The 20,009-nt window shown below is 66.5% G+C and carries 17 protein-coding genes; 14 read left to right on the forward strand and 3 right to left on the reverse strand.

Going from position 1 to position 20,009, the window contains the following annotated elements; all coding sequences use genetic code 11:
* Window positions 1-97 precede the first annotated feature (97 nt).
* The 5 genes from AC0QSG_RS11015 (at window position 98) to AC0QSG_RS11035 (ending at window position 5,467) form a co-directional block, all read left to right on the forward strand.
* Window positions 98-1,144 (forward strand): LacI family DNA-binding transcriptional regulator, encoded by a 1,047-nt coding sequence (locus AC0QSG_RS11015; RefSeq protein ID WP_475375410.1) that lies wholly within the window; start codon window positions 98-100, stop codon window positions 1,142-1,144.
* Window positions 1,145-1,225: 81 nt separating this feature from the next.
* Window positions 1,226-2,512 (forward strand): sugar ABC transporter substrate-binding protein, encoded by a 1,287-nt coding sequence (locus tag AC0QSG_RS11020; RefSeq protein WP_475375411.1) that lies wholly within the window; start codon window positions 1,226-1,228, stop codon window positions 2,510-2,512.
* Window positions 2,513-2,571: 59 nt separating this feature from the next.
* On the forward strand, window positions 2,572-3,510 hold the full coding sequence (locus AC0QSG_RS11025) for a carbohydrate ABC transporter permease (protein WP_435727772.1): 939 nt from the start codon (window positions 2,572-2,574) through the stop codon (window positions 3,508-3,510).
* A 1-nt stretch (window position 3,511) separates the two neighbouring features.
* Window positions 3,512-4,456 carry a carbohydrate ABC transporter permease gene (locus AC0QSG_RS11030; RefSeq protein WP_475375412.1) on the forward strand — a complete coding sequence of 315 codons (945 nt, stop codon included), beginning with the start codon at window positions 3,512-3,514 and terminating at the stop codon, window positions 4,454-4,456.
* A gap of 63 nt (window positions 4,457-4,519) precedes the next feature.
* Complete coding sequence (locus AC0QSG_RS11035; RefSeq protein ID WP_475375413.1) at window positions 4,520-5,467, forward strand: glycosyl hydrolase family 32; 948 nt, start codon at window positions 4,520-4,522, stop codon at window positions 5,465-5,467.
* Window positions 5,468-5,626: 159 nt separating this feature from the next.
* Here AC0QSG_RS11035 and AC0QSG_RS11040 read toward each other — a convergent pair whose 3' ends face one another.
* The 3 genes from AC0QSG_RS11040 to AC0QSG_RS11050 form a co-directional block, all read right to left on the reverse strand.
* Window positions 5,627-6,397 carry a TM2 domain-containing protein gene (locus tag AC0QSG_RS11040; protein ID WP_475375414.1) on the reverse strand — a complete coding sequence of 257 codons (771 nt, stop codon included), beginning with the start codon at window positions 6,395-6,397 and terminating at the stop codon, window positions 5,627-5,629.
* Between the two features lie 70 nt (window positions 6,398-6,467).
* Window positions 6,468-7,103 (reverse strand): hypothetical protein, encoded by a 636-nt coding sequence (locus AC0QSG_RS11045; RefSeq protein WP_475375415.1) that lies wholly within the window; start codon window positions 7,101-7,103, stop codon window positions 6,468-6,470.
* On the reverse strand, window positions 7,100-7,609 hold the full coding sequence (locus tag AC0QSG_RS11050; protein ID WP_475375416.1) for a hypothetical protein: 510 nt from the start codon (window positions 7,607-7,609) through the stop codon (window positions 7,100-7,102). The genes AC0QSG_RS11045 and AC0QSG_RS11050 overlap by 4 nt, the downstream gene beginning before the upstream one ends.
* Before the next feature lie 262 nt (window positions 7,610-7,871).
* Between AC0QSG_RS11050 and AC0QSG_RS11055 the strand changes: the two genes are divergently transcribed.
* The 9 genes from AC0QSG_RS11055 (at window position 7,872) to AC0QSG_RS11095 (ending at window position 19,964) form a co-directional block, all read left to right on the forward strand.
* Complete coding sequence (locus tag AC0QSG_RS11055; RefSeq protein WP_475375417.1) at window positions 7,872-9,989, forward strand: hypothetical protein; 2,118 nt, start codon at window positions 7,872-7,874, stop codon at window positions 9,987-9,989.
* A gap of 65 nt (window positions 9,990-10,054) precedes the next feature.
* Window positions 10,055-11,626: a class I SAM-dependent DNA methyltransferase gene (locus AC0QSG_RS11060; protein WP_475377305.1), complete on the forward strand. Its 1,572-nt coding sequence runs from the start codon at window positions 10,055-10,057 to the stop codon at window positions 11,624-11,626.
* On the forward strand, window positions 11,623-12,732 hold the full coding sequence (locus tag AC0QSG_RS11065) for a restriction endonuclease subunit S (protein ID WP_475375418.1): 1,110 nt from the start codon (window positions 11,623-11,625) through the stop codon (window positions 12,730-12,732). The genes AC0QSG_RS11060 and AC0QSG_RS11065 overlap by 4 nt, the downstream gene beginning before the upstream one ends.
* Window positions 12,733-12,816: 84 nt before the next feature.
* Window positions 12,817-14,370 (forward strand): SNIPE associated domain-containing protein, encoded by a 1,554-nt coding sequence (locus AC0QSG_RS11070; RefSeq protein ID WP_475375419.1) that lies wholly within the window; start codon window positions 12,817-12,819, stop codon window positions 14,368-14,370.
* Window positions 14,371-14,418: 48 nt separating this feature from the next.
* Complete coding sequence (locus AC0QSG_RS11075) at window positions 14,419-15,537, forward strand: PDDEXK nuclease domain-containing protein (protein ID WP_475375420.1); 1,119 nt, start codon at window positions 14,419-14,421, stop codon at window positions 15,535-15,537.
* A gap of 3 nt (window positions 15,538-15,540) precedes the next feature.
* Window positions 15,541-15,924, forward strand: a complete 384-nt coding sequence (locus tag AC0QSG_RS11080) for a hypothetical protein (RefSeq protein ID WP_475375421.1) — start codon at window positions 15,541-15,543, stop codon at window positions 15,922-15,924.
* The gene (locus tag AC0QSG_RS11085; protein ID WP_475375422.1) at window positions 15,921-16,331 is read left to right on the forward strand and encodes a helix-turn-helix domain-containing protein; all 411 of its coding nucleotides are present in this window, start codon (window positions 15,921-15,923) and stop codon (window positions 16,329-16,331) included. The genes AC0QSG_RS11080 and AC0QSG_RS11085 overlap by 4 nt, the downstream gene beginning before the upstream one ends.
* Window positions 16,328-16,744, forward strand: coding sequence for a hypothetical protein (locus AC0QSG_RS11090; protein ID WP_475375423.1), 417 nt, complete (start codon window positions 16,328-16,330; stop codon window positions 16,742-16,744). The genes AC0QSG_RS11085 and AC0QSG_RS11090 overlap by 4 nt, the downstream gene beginning before the upstream one ends.
* A gap of 22 nt (window positions 16,745-16,766) precedes the next feature.
* Window positions 16,767-19,964: a type I restriction endonuclease subunit R gene (locus AC0QSG_RS11095; RefSeq protein ID WP_475375424.1), complete on the forward strand. Its 3,198-nt coding sequence runs from the start codon at window positions 16,767-16,769 to the stop codon at window positions 19,962-19,964.
* The last annotated feature ends 45 nt before the right edge of the window (window positions 19,965-20,009 follow it).

Here is a 20,009-nt window from a genome sequence, read left to right on the forward strand (position 1 = left end):
AACACACCCCCTTGACGCCAAATGATGACCGGTGTCACAATAGATCGACAGCTTGATCAATCGATTTATCAACCTCTCCACAAGGACGTGACTTTTCTTGGGCCAGCCACGCATCTCAGACGTCGCCCAGGCTGCCGGCGTCTCCGCGAGCACCGTTTCGCTGGTCCTGAACGACGCGCCTTCCCGCATTTCCGCCGTAACCCGCCTGCGGGTCAGGGAGGCGGCGGAGAAGATCGGCTACCGTCCCAGCTCGCTGGCGCGGGGTCTTCGGACCCGGCAGACCAGAACCGTCGGCCTCATCTCGGACCAGATCGCCACGACACCGTTCGCCGGCCGGATGCTCGCCGGAGCCCAAGATGCCGCAAGAGAGAACGGCCGCCTGCTTTTGCTCGTGGACACCGCCGGCGACCCGGCTGTCGAGCGGGACTCGATCAGCGCACTGGCCGCCCATCAGGTCGACGCGATGATCTACGCCAGCATGTACCACCGGGTCGTGCCGGCACCGGAAGGCCTCGTGAAGGAAACGGTGTTCCTCGACTGCCGCCCGTCGCAGGCCTCGCACAGCGCCGTCGTACCGGACGACCAGGCGGGCGGCCGTGCGGCGGTCCGGGAACTGATCGCCGCCGGCCACCGGCGGATCGCCTACGTGGACAGCAACGAATCCGGCGTGCTCGCTTCGGGTCTCCGCCTGACGGGATATCGGGAGGCCCTCGCGGCCGCGGGGCTCGAGGCGGATCCCGCACTCCACGTGCGTGGGGACACCACGGCTCTTGGTGGCCGGACCGCCACCGACGAGCTGCTGGATCTGCCCGCGGAGAAACGCCCGACGGCGGTCTTCGCCTTCAACGACCGCATGGCGGCGGGCGTCTACGTCGCCGCCCACCGCCGGGGCCTGCGGATTCCCCAAGACCTCTCCGTGGTCGGCTACGACGATCAACAACTCGTGGCCGCGGAGCTGGATCCCCCCTTGACCACCATCGCGCTTCCCCATTACGAAATGGGCCGCTGGGCGATGGAGACCGTGCTCGGCGTCAACACGGTAAAAAACGGCACCGTTCACCGCATGGAGTGCCCCGTCGTGAGACGGGAATCCGTGGGCCCGCCGCCGGCCAAGCCGGCAAGCATCGACCGGCGGCGAGCCTGAACATCCGAGACGCCGTCCCGCTGGGGCGGCACCCGAACAATGGCCGGCGCTGAAGCCGTCCACCTATGAAAGGTAACCACAATGGCGCGACGCACCGCACCACTACTTGTCTCCACCGCCCTCGTTTCCGCCCTGGCCCTCACGGGTTGCGGCCAGGCCGGGCAGGACAACACCACGGCCGACGGCCGTTCCGAGTTGAAGATGTGGACGCACTCGGCCGGAAACCCCGCCGAGCTCGCCGTCTACGAACGGATCATCAGCGACTTCAACGAGTCGCAGGAGGACTACACGGTGGTCCACGAGTCCTTCCCGCAGGGCGCCTACAACGACGCCGTCGTGGCCGCCGCCGCCTCGGGCGACCTTCCCTGCCTGCTCGACCTCGACGGCCCGATCATGCCGAACTGGGCGTGGGCCGGCCACCTTCAGCCGCTGGACCTCCCCACCGAGCTCACGGACAACCTGCTTCCGACCGCGGTCGGCGAATGGGAGGGCGAGATCTACTCGGCAGGCTATTGGGACGCCGCGCTGGGCATCTTCGCCCGGAAGTCGGTCCTCGAGGCCGAGAACATCAGGATTCCGACCATGGAGCAGCCGTGGACCAAGGACGAGTTCGGGTCCGCCCTCGAGAAGCTCAAGGCCGCGGGATACGAAACGCCGATCGACATCGGCGCCGAAGACACCGGCGAGTGGTGGCCCTACGCTTACTCGCCGCTGCTGCAGAGCGCCGGTGCGGACCTGATCGACCGGGAAACGATGCTTACCGCCGACGGCGCGCTCAACAGCCCCGAAGCCGTGGAGTGGGCGGAGTGGTTCGCCGGGCTGTTCGAGTCCGGTTACGCCAGCAACGACGGCACGGTGGGCAACCAGGAGTTCATCGACGACGAGGTCGCCCTCAGCTACACGGGCGTCTGGAACGCGATGGACGCCATCGACGCCGTGGGCGACGACCTGCTGATCCTCCCGCCGGTCGACCTGGGCGAGGGCCCGAAGATCGGCGGCGGCTCCTGGCAGTGGGGCATCTCCTCCTCCTGCGCCGCGGCCGACGGCGCCCGCGAGTACCTCGAGTTCAGCTTCCAGGACGAGTACATCACCGAGTTCGCCGACAAGCAGGTGGTCATCCCGGCCACCGAGGCCGCAGCCCAGGCCTCGGAACACTTCGGTGACGACGGGACCCTCCGGCCCTTCGTCGAGTTCTCCCAGGAATACGCCGTCCTCCGCCCGGAGACGCCGGCCTACGCGGTCATCTCCAGCACCTTCGAGAAGGCGGCGAAGGACATCATGAGCGGCGCCGACGCCCAGGAGGCGCTGGACTCCGCGGTCAACGAAATCGACGCGAACATCGCCTCCAACGACGGCTACGGCTTCTAGGGATCGGCACGGCGGCGGGGGCTCCCGGCCCCCGCCGCCCCTGACGGAAGAACACGATAATGACCGCTGCAGCACCCACGACGACGGCGGCCCGCCGTCGTCCTCCTCGCAAGTTCCGCTCCGCGCGCGGCCGGGAGAGTTGGGCCGGGCTCGCGATGATCGCGCCGGCCGGAATACTCCTGGTGACGTTCCTGCTGATCCCAGTCCTCCTGACCTTCACGCTCTCCTTCACCAATGCGCGCCTGATCTCGCCGAACCCGCCGCGGGCGGTCGGATTCGACAACTTCCTCCGCGTCTTCACCGCGGACCCCGTCTTCCTGGACTCCGTCTGGAACACGGTGATCTTCGCCGTCGTCGTGGTCCCGGTGCAGGCCGGGCTGGGTCTGTTGCTCGCGGTGCTGGTCAACCAGAAGCTCCGCGGCGTGACCGCCTTCCGGGTGATTTTCTTCATTCCGGTGGTGACGTCGATCGTCGTCGTATCCATCCTCTGGAAGTTCATGTACCAGAAGGAGGGGCTCATCAACTCCTTCATCGACATGCTGACGTTCGGTCTGTGGAGCGGCGTCGATTGGCTTCAGAATCCGGATACGGCGCTCGGCGCCATCATTGTGCTCTCCATCTGGCAGGCCGTGGGTTTCCACATGATCATCTGGCTTTCCGGCCTGCAGACCATCCCGGATGAGCTCTACGAGGCCGCGCGCATGGACGGGGCGGGACCGTGGAAGCAGTTCACGAACGTCACCTGGCCCGGCCTGAAGCCGACCATGGTCTTCGTCCTAGTCACCATCACCATCGCCGCGCTCGGGTTGTTCGTACAGATCGACGTCATGACCCAGGGCGGACCGCTGAACTCGACCACCACCCTGGTCTTCCATGCCGTCCGGAAGGGCTTCGAGCAGCAGGAGATCGGCTACGCGGCCGCGATTTCTCTGATCTTCTTCATCGCCGTCCTGCTCATCACGCTGGTTCAGCGCTGGCTTACCCGAGAGAGGACCTGACATGGGCACCACACAACTAGCAACCGCACCGCGGGACGCCCAGCGTCCCGGAAAGGCGGCGCCGTCCGCGTCGCGGCAACGGCGGATCCGGCGGATCGGCTTCTACCTGGGCATGTCCGCCCTGGCCGTGCTCTTCCTGTTCCCGCTGGTCTTCATGTTCGTCTCCAGCCTCAAGCCGGATGCGCAGATCCTGCAGGACATCGACTCGCCGATGGCGTTCGTCCCGAGCGGGGACATCAGCCTGGACAACTACTTCGGCGTCTTCGACCGCGTCCCGGTGGCGCAGTTCCTCTTCAACTCCGTCCTCGTCACCGTGTTGACGGTCGGGATCGGGCTCGTCGTGAACTCCATGGCCGGCTTCGCGCTCTCGCGGATGCGGTGGAAGGGCCGTGCGGTGGTGCTGACGTTCGTCGTCGCAACGCTGATCGTCCCGTTCGAGACCATCGCCGTCCCGATGGTCTACTGGGTGAACAAGCTGCCGACGCTCGTTTTCGAAGGCGGCCTGCTGAAGTACGATTTCGGCTGGTTGAACTCCTACGAGGTGCAGATTGTGCCGTTCATCGCCAACGCGTTCTCGATCTTCCTCTTCACCCAGTACTTCTCCACCATTCCGCCGTCGTTGGACGAGGCCGCCCGCATCGACGGCGCCAGCTGGTTCGGGATCTACCGGCGCATCATCGTCCCGCTGTCCGGCCCGGCCTTCGCCACGGTGGCGATCCTGACGTTCCTGCCGGCGTGGAACCAATACCTGTGGCCGCTCATGGTGGTCCAGGAGGAGGCCAAGCGGCCGGTGATGGTGGGAATGCAGTACTTCTTCCAGATCAACACGGCGTGGGGCGAGGTCATGGCCTACACATCGCTGATCACGCTTCCGGTCCTAATCGTCTTCCTGATCTTCCAGCGTGCCTTCGTGAGCAGCATTGCCGCGAGCGGCGTCAAGGGCTAGGCGCCCGGCCGGTACGGCGCCACCACTTCCGCCGGCCTCGCGCCGGCCAACGAAAGGATTCACATGTTCGACCTGCCCGATTCCTGGGTCTGGGACTACTGGTTCGCCGACGACGGCGAGACCTACCACCTCTTCTTCCTCTATGCCTCCCGCGCCCTGCACGATCCCGATGCCCGGCACCACCGCGCGTCGATCGGGCACGCCGTGTCGACGGACCTGACGTCCTGGACCCGCGTCGCGGACGCCCTCGTCCGCAGCGACGCCCCGGCGTTCGACGACCTCGCCACGTGGACCGGCTCGGTGGTCCGGCACCCCGACGGCACGTGGTTCCTCTTCTACACGGGGGCCTCGCTGTCGCCGGACGGGATCAACGTGCAGCGCGTCGGCTACGCGACGTCGTCGGACCTCATGGTCTGGGAGAAGCACGGGGCGCCGGTCCTCGAAGCGGATCCGGCGCGCTACGAGACCCTCGCCTGCGGAGCGTGGCACGACGAGGCCTTCCGCGACCCCTGGGTCTTCCCGGCGCCCGACGGCGATGGCTGGCACATGCTCATCACGGCCCGTTCTGCGCAGGGTCCGGTGCTGGGACGCGGGGTGGTCGGCCATGCGTGGTCCGCCGACCTGCGTTCCTGGGAGCTCCGCGACCCGCTCACCGCTCCTTCCGAGCGCGGCTTCGGACAGTTGGAGGTCCTGCAGGTGGAGGAGGTCGAGGGCCGCCCGGTGCTCATCTTCTCCTGCGGCGCCGTCCACTCCACCGAAGCCCGACGGGGCGAACGCGGCGGCACCTGGGCCGTGCCCGCGGAATCCCTCCTGGGACCGTTCGACATCGAGAACGCCTACCCGCTGACGGACGAAAGCCTCTACGTGGGCCGGCTGCTCCAGCGCCGTGATGATCGGTCCTGGTGGCTCTTCGCATTCCGCGACGCCAACGAGACTGGCCCGTTCCTGGGTGGCATCATCGATCCGTTGCCGGTCCGGTGGGAAGGAGACCGCCTGGTAACCGGCCCCTAGCCAGCCGCCCCGCTCCTCCCCTCCCTCCCATCCCCGTTTCGACGAAGGTAGATGTCCGTTTTGGGCGGAATTCCAGCATCTACCTTCGTCGAAACGGGGGGCGGGGACATCTGGCTTTGTCGAGATGCCGACGTCGCAAGCTCCCGCCACGGGACCCCGCTACTTCTTCTCCTCGATCGTCACCGTCCAGCCGCTCATGTTGGCCGCGGTCACGTTCAGGTAGTAGCTGCCGGCATTCTTGTGCAGTGCGGTGGTGGAGCTTTCCGGTTCGCTCAGCATGACCAGCGGGATCCCACCGTCGGCGTGGAGGTCCGTGCCCTCGGTCAGCACGTAGACGGCGCCGATCGACATGTCCGGGTCTCCCTCGAAGCTGTAGGTCATGCGCGCCTCGCCGCCGGTCAGCTCGAACGCCGGGCTGGCCGCGTCGGCGCGGCCCTCCAGCGCGACGACTTCGGTCCACATGGCCTCGGCTTCGACCGGCGGCGCTTCGGCCTCGGCCGGCTCCTCAGCTTCAATCGGTGCTTCGGCATCCGCGGGTTCTTCAGCGGCCACCACCTGCCCGGTCCCCGTGGGCGCGTCGGGAGCGTTCCCCGCGGTCGACGCCCCGTTCACTGCCCCCAACAGCACGACGACGGCGGTCGCGATCCACGCCACCATCCGTTGCTTCGGCGTCGACCGAAGTGGCAGACCACGCTTGTCGCGCATCCCGCCGGCCAGGATGATGATCAGGTCGATCAGCACCCAGACGCCGAGGCCACCGAGTGTGAAGAGCTTCAGCAGACCGGTGCCCACTTTGCCGAGGTAGAAGCGGTCGACGCCGAAGATGCCCAGGAACAGCGACAGCAGCCATGTGGTCAGGAACGATTTCGGCTCAACGGCTGGAGCGGGCATGCCCTGCGGCGCCCCCGGATACTGCATGGTGTGGCTCATGATGGTTTCCTTTCGGAGTGGACCCTACGGCCCACGGTGGATGCGATGAATGAATCGGTGGCGGAAGCGGCTACTGCTTGCTCCAACTCCCGCAGCGGTTGGACTTGAAGTCCTGCCCCTTGGCGAGTTTCACGCTCGGACGCCCGCCGCCCGGGAGGTCGTTTTCGACGATGTCGTCGCCGTTGCTCCCGGTGCGCAGGATGGCCCAGTAGCAGTTCGAGTCGACCGGCTCGGTGGCACGGTAGGTTCCGGCGGCGATGTCCACCCCCACGGTCCAGGTCCCGTTGGACACCGTGTTGGCTTCCTTCTCTTCCTCGGCCCCCGTGACGGCGGCTTCCCGGTCGGCGACGGCTGCCTCCGCCGATTCAAGCTCGCCGGCGCGGGTCTCCAGCGCCCCCTCCTGTTCCAGGACCGCCTCCTCGCGCTCCTGGACCGAGGCCTCGAGCTCGTTATAGTCCGCCACGAGCTCGTCGTACTTCGTCTGCGCCGCCTCGCGCTCGCCGGCGGCCGCGGTGCGCTCCCCCACCACGGCGCGGTACTGCTCGCTTGCGGTCGGATCGACGCCGGCGGACCCTGCGGCAGCGCCAGCACCAAAGAGCACGACGCCGGCGATCACCGCCGCGGCGACCTTCAACGCCCTGCGTCGGGGCGCCTTGGGCGCCTCCTCCGCGGTGGGCTGGACGGACTCGGGCTGGTCGGTGCTCATGGCTCCTCCGTAAGGGTGGTTTCAACAATGACGTCGAGGCCGTCATCCGGGTGGTAGCCCCAGGTGGCGGAGTAGTTGGCCCAGGCGGCGTCCTGCCGCCCGTCGAGGGCTCGCGTGCTTTCCATCCGGGACACGACGGACTCGGGGATGTCCAGCTCCTCGAGGACGCACAGCACCGTCTCGAAGGGCGCACCGATGGATTCTTTTCCACTGGTCTGCAGTTGGAGGCTGTGACCGTCGTCCAGCACGTCGATGCCGAGAAAAACCGAGGCGTCGCAGGCGGAAACGGCGTCCGCAATCGGTTGCGTGGTCGCGTCCGCGGCGTCGATATCGGAAGCCACCGCATCGGGCGCCGCGGTGGAGGCCGCATCCCCCGATGCGGCCACCTGCCCCATCACGATCCCCAGCCCCAACCCCAAGCAGAGCCCGATTCCCGCTGGCATGAGCCAGGCACGTGATATTCGCGGCCGCTCTTCGGCCGGTGTTTCCGTCTGCTGGCTGTCCATGGTTTCTCCTTCAAGGGCGGGTGCGGTGATTGATGGTGCGGTGACCGGGCGGCGGGCCCCCCGACCAGCCCGCCGTCCGGTCCGCCGGCTGGCAGGCGCCGTGCCGACGTCTCCGAAGCTACGGAACACCCGTGACGTTCTGGTCTTTCCAGCCTGATAAGGGGTCTTATCAGCGTCTAGGTTCTGTTTTGTCCGTCACCCCGTAGAGTTCGGGTGAAGGAGCGGGCCACAAGGGCACGCGAAACGCAAAGGGGGAGCAAAAGTGCAGCAGGCCAACCCGCAGCACCCCCAAGAGCACGCGCCCCCTTCACCCCGGGAGTTCCTGACGCTCGCCGACGTCGCCCGCCTTGCAGGCGTCCAACGCCCCGTGGTGACGGTGTGGCGTTCGCGCAACCGCGGCGGCCGGCATCCCTTCCCCGCCCCGGCGCGCACGCACGGACAGCAGGAGCTCTTCGACGCCGGCCAGGTGGTCGATTGGCTCGGCCGCACCGGGCTCGGCAACAATGTGCACGCCGCCCAGGACGTCGCCGCCCACGTGGTGGACGCCCGGGATCGTTTCACCGCGGTCTCGGCGCTCCTCGCGCTGCGCGCCGCCTTGGATGAACCGCTGGCGGGACTCGACGCCGCGGACCTGCTGGACGCGGCGGACGAGCAGGACCCGGAGGACGCGTTCCTCTACGCCGAACTCGAAGCCCTGGGCGCGGACTTGCCGGCCCTCGCCGCCTACACGGACCGGCTGGTCGATGCGGCCTACGGCGCGGCACCCGCCTTCGAACGCCTCCTCGCGGAGAGTCTGCGCACTGCCCTGCCCGGCCACGCCTCCACCTCCCTCTCCGCCCAAGCGCACGACGTCGTTGCAGCGGCCGCGCTGGAGATCGGCGCCGGGGCGCGGCTCTTCGCCGAGACGACCCCGGGTGGCACGGATTTGCTTCTCGCCGTCGCCGATCTACTGGGCGAGGACACCGACGGGACGTTTCAGCTGCCGCGGCCGTCGGCGGGAACCGGCGGCCGCCCGGAACGCCGCCCATCGGATCGGGCCACCCATCAGGCCGCGCACCGGTTGGCCCTGCGCCGCCTGCGCATCCATGCCCGGACCCGGGACAACGTGAACCTCCGGCACCCGGCGGAACCCGCCCCCGGCACCGTCAACCTGGCCCAGTTCCCCGGCCCCGCGCTGGCGGACCAGGCGCCGGCGGCGATGCTGGAGGCCATCGACGAATTGGTCCTGGCCCTCGGTCCCACCGAGCGCGCCGTGGTGATCGCCCCGGCCGCGCTGCTTGTGGATCGGCTCGCGGATCCGAACCTGGACAATGTGCGTGCCGCGACCCTGCGCTCGGGCCGGGTGCGCGCCGCTGTCCGGCTCCCCCGTGGCTTGCGGCCGTCCGCTCCCCGCCAGGCGTTGGCGCTGTGGGTACTGGGTCCCGAACCGGCGGGCGTTCCGCTCGGCGAGCGCTGGGTCATGGTCGCGGACCTGCTCGACGCGGTGCTGGACTGGGCCGCGGTCCAGGACCTGGCAACGGACCTTGCGGCTTCCCTGGGCGGCCGGGAGGCCATACGGCGCCACGCGTTCCGGTTTGCCCGGTTGGTCCGCACGCCGGTGTTGCTCGCGCGCCGCTCGCTGGTGGAGGCTCCCCGCGGCCCGGCCGCCGGCGTTGCCGTGCCGGGCGAATCCCTGCTGCGGGCGGAGGCTGCACTGGATGCCGTCAACGCCACCGGCGCGCGGCGCGGGGAGCTGGGCTTCGGCGTCGTTCCCGGCGCACCCCGGGTCCCAGCCACGGGCACGACGCCGGCGCGCCGCACGCTGGGCGCGCTGTCCGACGCCGGGCAGGTGCGTTGCCTGCCGGGCGCCCGGATGGACGAGGACGACGTGGTCCCGGACGCCGCCCGCGGCGCCCGTCCCGGTGTGCGCGTCTGGCGGGCCGAGGACCTGGGGCGCGCGGCCGCCGGCGCCAGCATCCCCGCGCTGGTGCTCGCCGCCCGCTATCCGCGGGCCAAAATGACGGAGCCGGGGGACATTGTCTTTAGTGCCGGCCCGCGTCCCGCGGCCGCGATCGACGCGGGAGGCGCCGCCGTCGTGCGGTATCCGGCCCGGATCCTGCGGATCAACGCGGCGGACGCCGGCGGGCTGGTGGCCGCGGTCGTCGCCGCCGACATCAACGCGGGCGCCGCCGGTTCGTGGCGCCGCTGGGTGGTGCGGACGGTCCCCCCGGACGGTGCGGCCGCGCTGGCCGCGGCCCTGGCGCGGTTGGAGGACGAGCGCGCGGCCGCCGCGGAGCGTGTGGCGCGGATCGCCGCGTTGGCGGACCGGCTCGTCGCGGGCGTCGCGGCCCACGAACTTGAGATCATAGACACCGATACCCCCATGGAAGGACGGCCCTAGTGCCAGCACCGAAGAAGTCCCCGACACAGCAAGGGAAAGCGAAGCAGGATCCCCTGCCGAGCACCATGAAGGAGCTCAAGGACACCCTGTGGAAGGCCGCGGACAAGCTGCGCGGATCCATGGACGCCTCCCAGTACAAGGACGTCATCCTGGGGTTGGTGTTCCTGAAGTACGTGTCCGATGCGTTCACGGAGCGCCGCGCGCAGATCGCCGCGGAGCTGGCCGCGGACGGCATGTCCGAGGACCAGGTCGCCCAGCTGATCGACGACACCGACGAGTACACCGGGCGCGGGGTCTTCTGGGTTCCGGAGCACGCGCGCTGGGAGTACCTGGCGCAGAACGCCAAGGGCCTGCCCGCCGCGGGCGGGCAGGCGCCGAAGAGCGTCGGCGAGCTGATCGACGGCGCCATGGAGGCCGTGATGGCCGCCAACCCGTCGCTGGCCAGCACGCTGCCGCGGATCTTCAACCGGGACAACATCGACCAGCGCCGGCTCGGGGAGCTGCTGGACCTGTTCAACTCGGCCCGCTTCACCGGCCAGGGCGCCGGCCGCGCCCGGGACCTGCTCGGCGAGGTCTACGAGTACTTCCTGGAGAAGTTCGCCAAGGCCGAGGGCAAGCGCGGCGGGGAGTTCTACACCCCCGCCGGCGTGGTCCGCGTGCTGGTGGAGGTGCTGGAGCCCACCCACGGGCGCGTGTACGACCCGTGCTGCGGGTCCGGCGGCATGTTCGTGCAGACGGAGAAGTTCCTGGACGCGCACCACGAGGACCGCACGGCGATCTCCGTCTACGGGCAGGAGCTCAACGAGCGCACGTGGCGGATGGCGAAGATGAACCTCGCCATCCACGGGCTCAACGCCAACCTGGCCCCGCGCTGGGGGGACACGTTCGCCCGGGACCAGCACCCGGAGATGCAGGCCGACTTCGTCATGGCCAACCCGCCGTTCAACATCAAGGACTGGGCCCGCAACGAGTCCGATCCGCGCTGGCGCTACGGCGTCCCGCCGGCGAACAACGCCAACTACGCGTGGATCCAGCACATCATCGCCAAGCTGGCGCCGGGCGGTTCGGCCGGCGTGGTGATGGCGAACGGGTCCATGTCCTCGAACTCCGGCGGCGAGGGGCAGATCCGCGCAGAGCTGGTGGAGGCTGACCTGGTCTCCTGCATGGTCGCACTGCCGACGCAGCTGTTCCGCTCCACCGGCATTCCGGTGTGCACGTGGTTCTTCTCCAAGGACAAGACCGCGGGCGGGCACGGCTCCGTGGACCGCACCGGGCAGGTGCTGTTCATCGACGCCCGGAATTTGGGGCACATGCTGGACCGGGCGGAGCGCGCGCTGAGTGATGAGGACATCGCGAAGATCGCCGGCACCTTCCACGCCTGGCGCGGCACCGCGTCGGCGGAGGGCATGGAGTACCGCGACGAGGCCGGCTTCTGCTATTCGGCCACCCTGGCGGAGGTCAAGGCCGCGGACTACGCGCTGACCCCGGGACGCTATGTCGGCGCGGCCGACGTGGAGGACGACGGAGAGCCGATCGAGGAGAAGATCGAGCGGCTGAAGGCGGAGCTGTTCGAGCAGTTCGAGGAGTCCGAGCGGCTGGCGCAGGTTGTGCGCGAGCAGTTGGGGAGGGTTTCGTGACGGAGTGGAAGCAGACGACGCTGGGGGAGGTTCTTAACTTTCAGCGGGGGTTCGATATCACTCGGACGTCTCAGCGTCCGGGACGCATACCGGTCGTCTCGTCCGGAGGTACCGGCAGTTATCACGACACTGCCGCAGCTACCGGACCAGGCGTAGTGATCGGTCGAAAGGGGACGCTTGGGAAAACATACTTTCTTCCGGGCAACTACTGGCCTCACGACACCACTCTGTGGGTACAGGACTTCAAGGGGAGCCACCCTCGGTTTGTTTACTACTTCATGTCACAGTTGGATGTGTCTTGGTTAGATGCTGGCTCTGCGAATCCAACCCTGAACCGCAATCATCTGCATCCGCTCTCCGTCGTTTGGCCACCCGTCGCTGCACAAGCGGCCATCGCCGAAGTGCTCGGCGCCCTCGACGACAAGATCGCCGCCAACACCAAGCTCGCCGCAACAGCCAATGAGCTGGCGGGGCATGTGTACGACGCCGCAACAGCCCATCTCGGATCGCTGGCCATGAGTGACGTACTGACTCCAGTTCTCGGAGGTACACCGGCGCGAGGAGTCGACGAGTTCTGGGGCGGAAGCGCGCTATGGGCATCCGCAAAAGATGTGACGGGCGCGAACTACGCCGTCATTCTCGATACGCAAGAGAAGATTACTGAGCGGGCCACGATTCGCACCAAGGCCAAGCCCTTACCGTCCGGCAGTGTCATATTGACCGCGCGCGGAACTGTCGGGGCTGTCGCCCGGCTTGCCAGACCCTCAGCCTTTAACCAATCGTGCTATGGGTTCGTCCCAGAGGCTCTCCCCGCAGGAGTTCTCTACTTCTCAATCTTGAGGGCTGCAGAAAGAGCGAAGTCGATCGCCCACGGATCGGTTTTTGACACGATCACGATGAAAACCTTCCAGCATCTGAACATTCCTGATTTCGCTGAGACTGCGTCCGATGTCGAGACTCGACTCGAGCCCTTACTGGATACGGTGACCCAGAAGATCGTCGAAAACTCTCAACTGGCCGCTACACGGGATGCGCTACTTCCTCACCTCATGTCCGGCAAGCTGCAGGTTCAAGAGGCAGAGCAAACTGTGGGCGCCCTCACGTAGAGTCACATTCCGGGTGGCTCGCGTGGGTGCATCACAGCTCTGCACCGCGACGGCGTCATAGATCACGAAGAAAGTTGGGGGAACTTGGCAAAGATCATTCGGAACCAGTCACACGAGCCGCTCGGAAAGGGCAGTATCGGCTGTTTTGCCGTCGTCGTAATCATCATCGCCTTAGCGCTCAGCGGCGTGCCCGCCGTTGGTCCGCTGCTAACTATCGCCGTGCTGGTCATGGGGCTAGGTATCGCCTGGTCGATGAACCAAGACCGGAAGAAGCACGCAGCAGCGCAAGAATCCGAAACGATTGCTGGCGAACTCTTGTCGGAGCCAGGACTGAAACCTCCGGTGCCTATGCTGCCGCAGGCGCAACAGGTCTCCCTTCTTGGCGAACCCGTGCAGCCGGACAAGATCAGCTTCTGGACGGCCAAGAAGACCGCCCAGAATCTGACGCAACAGAACGCGGCTCTCCGGCACGTCATCGAGAAGCATGACTTCTCCGACGTCGTCGTCATGGAGGAAACACGAGCTAGTCTGAACGCCGCCATCACGGACAGTGAGGCAAATGCCCTTCAACTCCGTACAGAAGTTGAAGCCATCCAGAGCGAGCTCATTAGCGTCCGCACCAAGGCGGATCTACAACGCGTGGGTCTTTTCGACTTCGAGCACCCCGCCGAATCCTCGGCGACCCTCAAGGGTGAGCTCGAACAGGTGCGCACCGAGATTAAACGGATTGCGCGCGCGAAGGACGCCATCCGCGCGTCCTCCGGGTTCACCTTCAATGGCTCGGAGAAAGAGGGGAAGAAGTTCGTCAAGCAGATGTCGACCGTCATGTTGCGTGCATACAACGCCGAGGCCGAAAACTGCGTCAAGACTGTTCGCGCCGGCAATCTCGATACGGCGATCAAGCGCCTCGAAACAGCGCGCGACATGATCGAGCGCAACACCACGCTCATCGACCTGCATATAGGCACCAGTTACCACAAACAGCGGATCAAGGAATTGGAGCTCGCTGCCAAGCACCTCCAAGCCGTTGCGGCCGAAAAAGAGGAAGAACGCGCACGTCGCGAGGAACTGCGCGAGCAGCGCAAGGTCGAAGCAGAAATCGCCCGGAAGCGGGAGCAGCTAGATCGCGAGATGGCGCGGTATCAAGAGACCTATCGCAGCCTTGTCGCTCAAGGAAACGCTGAAGGCGCGGCACGCATGAGCGAGAAAATGAAGGAACTGGAGGACGAACAGCACCGGATCGAGGAGTACGAATCCAACTTCCGTCTAGGGCACGTGTACGTGATTTCAAACATTGGCGCATTCGGTGATGGCGTCGTCAAAATCGGTATGACTAGGCGGCAAGAACCTATGGATCGAGTCCGCGAGCTCGGCGACGCATCTGTCCCCTTCCGGTTCGATGTCCACGCTCTCTTCTTCACGGAAGATGCCGTGGGCGTGGAAAACATGCTTCACAAGCACTTCTCGGATCAGCGCGTAAACAAGGTAAATGGACGTAAGGAGTTCTTCTACGCCACCCCCGAGGAAGTCCTCGCCGCCCTCCAAGAGCATGCTGTGGAGGTCGTCCAGTACGACACCGACGCCGAAGCGGAGGAGTACCGCATGAGCCGAGGCGTTCTATCCGGGGAAGCCGTCTAGCGGCCGCCCTCCCCCGTATCCTCAAGTAGCCAGGAAAGGACAAGGCAGATGAAGCCACGCGATGAAGATCCTCACGCTGCGAGTGACGATTCCGTCGTAAGTTTCGCCAGTACGCCTGCACGGGGCTCCCTTCCCACCTGGTACCCGGATCTCCTCGACGCCGTTTCCGGGCGCGTTGCGGAGGGACGGAATCGTGCGGTTACTGCCGCCAACCAAGAACTCGTCGCCACATACTGGGCAATCGGCCGCGACCTCCTGGCTCGCGAATCCTCCGAGGGTTGGGGATCGAAAGTTGTCACGCGACTCTCGGCGGACTTGCGCGAAATATTTCCTGAAGCTCGTGGGTTCTCACCCCGCAATCTTCGCTACATGAAGACATTCGCAGCGGCCTGGCCGGACTTCGAAATGTTGCAGACACCGTCTGCAACATTGCCTTGGTCCCACCACGTCCTGCTCCTAGACAAGACGACCGATCAGTCCACCCGAGCCTGGTACGTGCGAACCGCTGCGGATCAAGGATGGTCCTACCGCCACCTGGAGCACCAGATCGACACCCGCCTCCACGAGCGGGCCGGCCAGGCTACGTCGAACTTCAAGGCGACCCTTCCGCCGTCGTCCGCTGACCTGGCACAGGACGCAACCAGGGATCCGTACATCTTCGATTTCCTCTCGATGACCGGCCGGCGGAACGAGCGCGAACTCGAATCGCAGCTCGTCTCCCACGTTGAGCGGTTCCTTCTTGAGCTGGGGCGCGGATTCGCCTTTGTGGGTCGCCAGATGCGGCTGGACATCGCAGGGGACGAGTTCTTCCCCGACCTGCTGTTCTACAACTTCAGGCTGCGCCGGTTTGTGGTGGTCGAGCTTAAGGCCACCAAGTTCGAGCCTGGATTCCTCGGGCAGCTCGGCATGTACATGAGCGCCGTCGACGACCTGCTGGCCCAGCCCGGGGACGCACCGACCATCGGCCTGCTGCTGTGCAAAACCAAGAACGCGGTGGTCGCGGAATATGCGCTGCGCGGCTACAACTCCCCCATCGGCGTCGCCGAATGGGCGACGGAGCTGGAGGAATCGATGCCGGCGGAACTGGCTGGCGGGTTGCCGACCATCGACGAGCTCGAAGCAGAGATGGGCGACGGACCGTGGCCAACAAGTAACGACGCGTGTTAAGTTATGACTGAACCTCCGGACGGGATCCAGCTGTTACCGGGCAACGAAACCGTCATTGCCGTCGTGCGGGGAAGTGGGAGATGCGATGCCAAGGACTTTATTCAAGGGCTTGAGAAGCGCTTTCAGGCACGCTTCCGGCGCTACTTCGAGCGGTTAGCTGCGGGACTGCCGGTCCAGTCGCCACAACACATACGCCGGTTGAGCCCCTCTGGGACGGACCCCGTCGTGTACGAACTGAAAACCGACAAGTACCGCCTCTACGTCATCCGATCGAAGCAACGCTGGTACGTAACGCACGGACGGGAAAAACCAAAAAACAGCCAAGTACCGGCAGAGGTCGACAAGGCACTAGCGATCTATTGGGAATGGAACGGAGACAAGCCGTGAAGAGTGAAGCAGTATTCCCGGTCGGGGATGCGGAATTTGATGCGACCTACGCTGAGGAAGCGGCGATGATCGACGCCAGCGAACTCATCGCGGCCGCCCTCGCGGAGAGCAACATGTCCAAAACGGCTCTGGCCAACGCCTTGAATGTCAGTAAAAGCGAAATCTCCGCACGGTTGGCCGGGGAACGCAACATCACGGTCAGGAAGCTCGCCGCCACCCTTCATGCCACTGGCCATCGACTCGAGCTGACGGCCACAAACCTTTCCGGCTCCAAACCACGCACCGTCCAACGCTCCGCGAAATGGCGCAGCTCCGGTGCGACAGAATCCAAGCGTCACGGAGAAGACGGACACATCCGCACCACTCACGACGGCGAGTGGCTACAAACCAGAAAGGCACGATCGTGAAGGTCCACGAGCGCTTTCGCATGTCCGATCCGGAGATTCTGGGCGTGGATGCCTCTTGGGAGGATCCACGCGAACCCCGCGCCAATTGGTACGTCAGCTATGCCCCCGAACTGGAAGAAGACGCGCAGGGCCGGGTCCTCCTCGCCACGTTGCACGTCGTCGGCAAGTCCAGCTCCGGCAGTATTCGCTTGGCCGCCCTACTCCATGACTCGCTGGACGGTGGTGATCCGGAGGCCTTTGAAAGCGACTTAGCCGCCTCAAACGCTCTGAACACGCTCTATGCGTTTGCACGCTCCGGATTGCGGACAGTCTTTGCCGTCGTCGGCGTCGACGCCGAGGTACCGGAAGAAAGCCCCGGACCGGAAATAGACCAACTGGTCCGTTCCGAAGAAGCCAAGGACGAATCCGAATGAACGGATCAGAAGGCGGGGACACGTGACACTGCAGACCAGGTTCACCGAGGCCGACTGGGAGGGCCTGGTCCTCGACCAGCTCGGCGAGAGCGGTTGGGAACCGAAGCACGGGGACGCGATCGCGCCGGGCACGGACGAACGCGACTCCTGGGCGGAACTGCTCATCCGGCCGCGCCTGCTCGCCGCGCTGCGCCGGCTCAACGCCGGCGTCCCGGAGCAGTACCTGCAGCAGGCGCTGGCGGAGATCGCCGCGCCGTCCTCGCAGGACGCCATCACGGAGAACCACCGGATCCACAGGATGCTCGTGGAGGGGTACCGCATCGGCTACCTCGACGCGGACGGCACCGAACGCAACCCCACGCTGCGCCTCCTGAGCGCGGAGGAATCTGACAACAACTGGCTGGCCGTCAACCAGGTCACCCTCGTGGCCGGCGAATACCGCCGGCGATTCGACGTCGTGCTCTATTGCAACGGCATGCCCGTGAGCATCGTGGAGCTCAAGAGGGCCGGCTCCAGGACCGCGGACGTCGCCGCCGCGCACGCCCAGCTGCAGACCTACCTGCGCGAGTTCCCGCTGGCGTTCCGCTTCTGCGTGTTCGCCTTCGCCTCCGACGGCATCAACGCAAAGTACGGGACGCCGTTCACGCCGCTGAACCACTTCTCGCCGTGGAACGTGGACGACGACGGCAAGCCCGTCCCCGCCGACGCCACGCTCGACGGCGAATCCGTCCTGCCGATCGAGACGGCCCTGGCGGGCCTCTACAACCCCACGCGCTTCCTGCAGCTGCTGCTGTCCTTCACCGCGTTCGACGCCGGGGCCGACGGCCTGCTCAAGCGCATCGCCAAGCCGCACCAGTACTTCGCCGTCAACAAGGCCGTGGGCAGCACGATCGACGCGGTGCGCACCCACGGCAAGGCCGGCGTCGTCTGGCACACCCAGGGTTCCGGCAAGTCCATGGAGATGGAGCTCTACACCGCCTCCGTCATGCGGAACCCCGCGCTGAGCAACCCGACCGTCGTCGTCATCACCGACCGAAACGAACTCGACGGCCAGCTGTTCTCCGGCTTTTCCCGCTCCCAGCTGCTGCCGGACACCCCGAAGCAGATCCGGCGGCGGTCCGAGCTGCGCGCGGAGCTCACCGACCGGGTCACCGGCGGCATCTACTTCAGCACGCTGCAGAAGTTCGGGCTGTCCAAGGAAGAGAAGGACTCCGGCACGGTGCACCCGCTGCTCAGCGACCGGCGGAACATCATCGTCATCGTCGACGAGGCGCACCGGAGCCACTACGACGACCTCGACGGCTACGCCCGGCACCTGCGCGACGCCCTGCCCAACGCCACGCTGATCGCGTTCACGGGCACGCCGATCTCCTTCGAGGACCGCAACACCCGGGACGTGTTCGGCGAGTACATCGACGTCTACGACCTCTCCCGCGCCGTCGAGGACGGCGCGACCGTGCCCGTGTACTTCGAGCCGCGGCTGATCAAGGTGCAGCTGGCCGACGGCGTCACGCAGGAGGACCTCGACGCCGCCGCGGACGAGGCGACCGCCGGGCTGGACGACACGGAGCGCGCGCGGATCGAGCAGTCCGTGGCCGTGGTGAACGCCGTGTACGGCGCTCCGGAGCGCCTCGAGGAGCTGGCGAAGGACCTGGTGGGGCACTGGGAGGCGCGCCGCGGCGTCGTCGCACCGTTTATCGCCGACACCGAAGGCGCGCCGACGTTCGGCAAGGCGATGATCGTGGGCGGGACGCGGGAGATCTGCGCCAACCTCTACTCGGCGATCGTGGCGCTGCGGCCGGACTGGCACTCCGACGAGCTGGATAGGGGAAAGATCAAGGTGGTCTACTCCGGGACGGCGTCCGACGCGCCGCCGGTCGCCGACCACGTGCGCCGCGACTCCGCGAACAACGCGATCAAGGAGCGGTTGAAGGACGCTGACGACGAGCTGGAGCTGGTGATCGTCAAGGACATGATGCTCACCGGCTTCGACGCCCCGCCGCTGCACACGCTCTACCTGGACCGGCCGCTCAAGGGCGCGCTGCTGATGCAGACGCTGGCGCGCGTGAACCGCACGTTCCGCGGCAAGGCGGACGGGCTGCTGGTGGCGTACGCGCCGCTGGCCGAGAACCTGGCGAAGGCGCTGGCCGAGTACACGTCCACGGACCAGGAGAAAAAGCCGGTCGGGCGGGACGTGGACGAGGTCGCCGCGTTGGCGCGCGAGCTGGTGGACCAGGTGCGCGGAATGCTGGCCGGGCACGACTGGCGGGCCGTGCTGGACAAGCCCGGGCCGAAGTCGTTCCTGAACGCCGTGCACGGCGCGGTGAACTACCTGCGCAGCCCGGCCACGCCGGGAAATTCACCGTCCGACGACGGTGCGCAGCCCCTGGCCGTGCGGTACCGGCAGGTGTCCGGGCAGTTGGCGCGGGCGTGGGCGCTGTGTTCGGGGTCCGGCGCGCTGGAGGGCCTGCGGCCGGAGATCCAGGTGTACGAGGAGATCCGCGTGTGGATGGGAAAGTTCGACGCCTTGGACCGGCAGGGGCGGGGCGAGCCGGTGCCGGAGGAGATCCAGCGCATGCTCGGGCAGCTGATCGCTTCGGCGACGGACGCGACCGGCGACGTGTTGGACATCTACGAGGCCGCCGGCATGCCGAAGCCGTCACTGAGCGACTTGACGCCGGAGTTCATCGCCAAGACGCAGAAGGCCCGGAACCCGCAGCTGGCCATCGAGGCGCTGCGCAAGCTGGTGGCCGAGGAGTCCGCGAAGTCGACGCGGCACAACACGATCCGGCAGCGCGCGTTCTCCGAGCGCATCACCGAGCTGATGAACAAGTACACGAACCAGCAGCTGAGCTCGGCGGAGGTGATCGCGGAGCTTGTCGAGCTGGCGAAGGAGGCGCTCGCGGAAGCAGAACGCGGCAAGCGCTTCTCACCCCCCTTGGATTATGCCGAGTTGACGTTCTACGACGCGATCACGCAGAACGAATCGGCAGTCGACGTTCAAGGTGAAGGGAAACTGGCCGACATCGCCCGGCAGCTGGTGACGATCATGCGCCGGGACGTCCGGACGGACTGGACGGTCCGCGAGGACGTGCGGGCGAAGCTGCGGTCCTCAATCAAGCGGTTGCTGGTGCTCAACGGCTATCCGCCGGACAAGCAGCCGGAGGCGATCAAGCTGGTGATCGAGCAAATGGAATCGATGGCACAGAGGATCCCGTAGACATTTTGGAAACGACTCGTACGGTTTCGGCTATGAAGCGGGGGA

The organism is Arthrobacter sp. LT660, from assembly GCF_056172845.1.

Excerpts from the sequence above, each read along its gene's own strand:
- AC0QSG_RS11020 (WP_475375411.1), top strand. The coding sequence starts at position 1,226 with ATGGCGCGACGCACCGCACCACTACTTGTCTCCACCGCCCTCGTTTCC.
- AC0QSG_RS11025 (WP_435727772.1), top strand. The coding sequence starts at position 2,572 with ATGACCGCTGCAGCACCCACGACGACGGCGGCCCGCCGTCGTCCTCCT.
- AC0QSG_RS11035 (WP_475375413.1), top strand. The coding sequence starts at position 4,520 with ATGTTCGACCTGCCCGATTCCTGGGTCTGGGACTACTGGTTCGCCGAC.
- AC0QSG_RS11045 (WP_475375415.1), bottom strand. The coding sequence starts at position 7,103 with ATGAGCACCGACCAGCCCGAGTCCGTCCAGCCCACCGCGGAGGAGGCG.
- AC0QSG_RS11030 (WP_475375412.1), top strand. The coding sequence starts at position 3,512 with ATGGGCACCACACAACTAGCAACCGCACCGCGGGACGCCCAGCGTCCC.
- AC0QSG_RS11060 (WP_475377305.1), top strand. The coding sequence starts at position 10,055 with ATGAAGGAGCTCAAGGACACCCTGTGGAAGGCCGCGGACAAGCTGCGC.
- AC0QSG_RS11040 (WP_475375414.1), bottom strand. The coding sequence starts at position 6,397 with ATGAGCCACACCATGCAGTATCCGGGGGCGCCGCAGGGCATGCCCGCT.
- AC0QSG_RS11050 (WP_475375416.1), bottom strand. The coding sequence starts at position 7,609 with ATGGACAGCCAGCAGACGGAAACACCGGCCGAAGAGCGGCCGCGAATA.
- AC0QSG_RS11075 (WP_475375420.1), top strand. The coding sequence starts at position 14,419 with ATGAAGCCACGCGATGAAGATCCTCACGCTGCGAGTGACGATTCCGTC.
- AC0QSG_RS11080 (WP_475375421.1), top strand. The coding sequence starts at position 15,541 with ATGACTGAACCTCCGGACGGGATCCAGCTGTTACCGGGCAACGAAACC.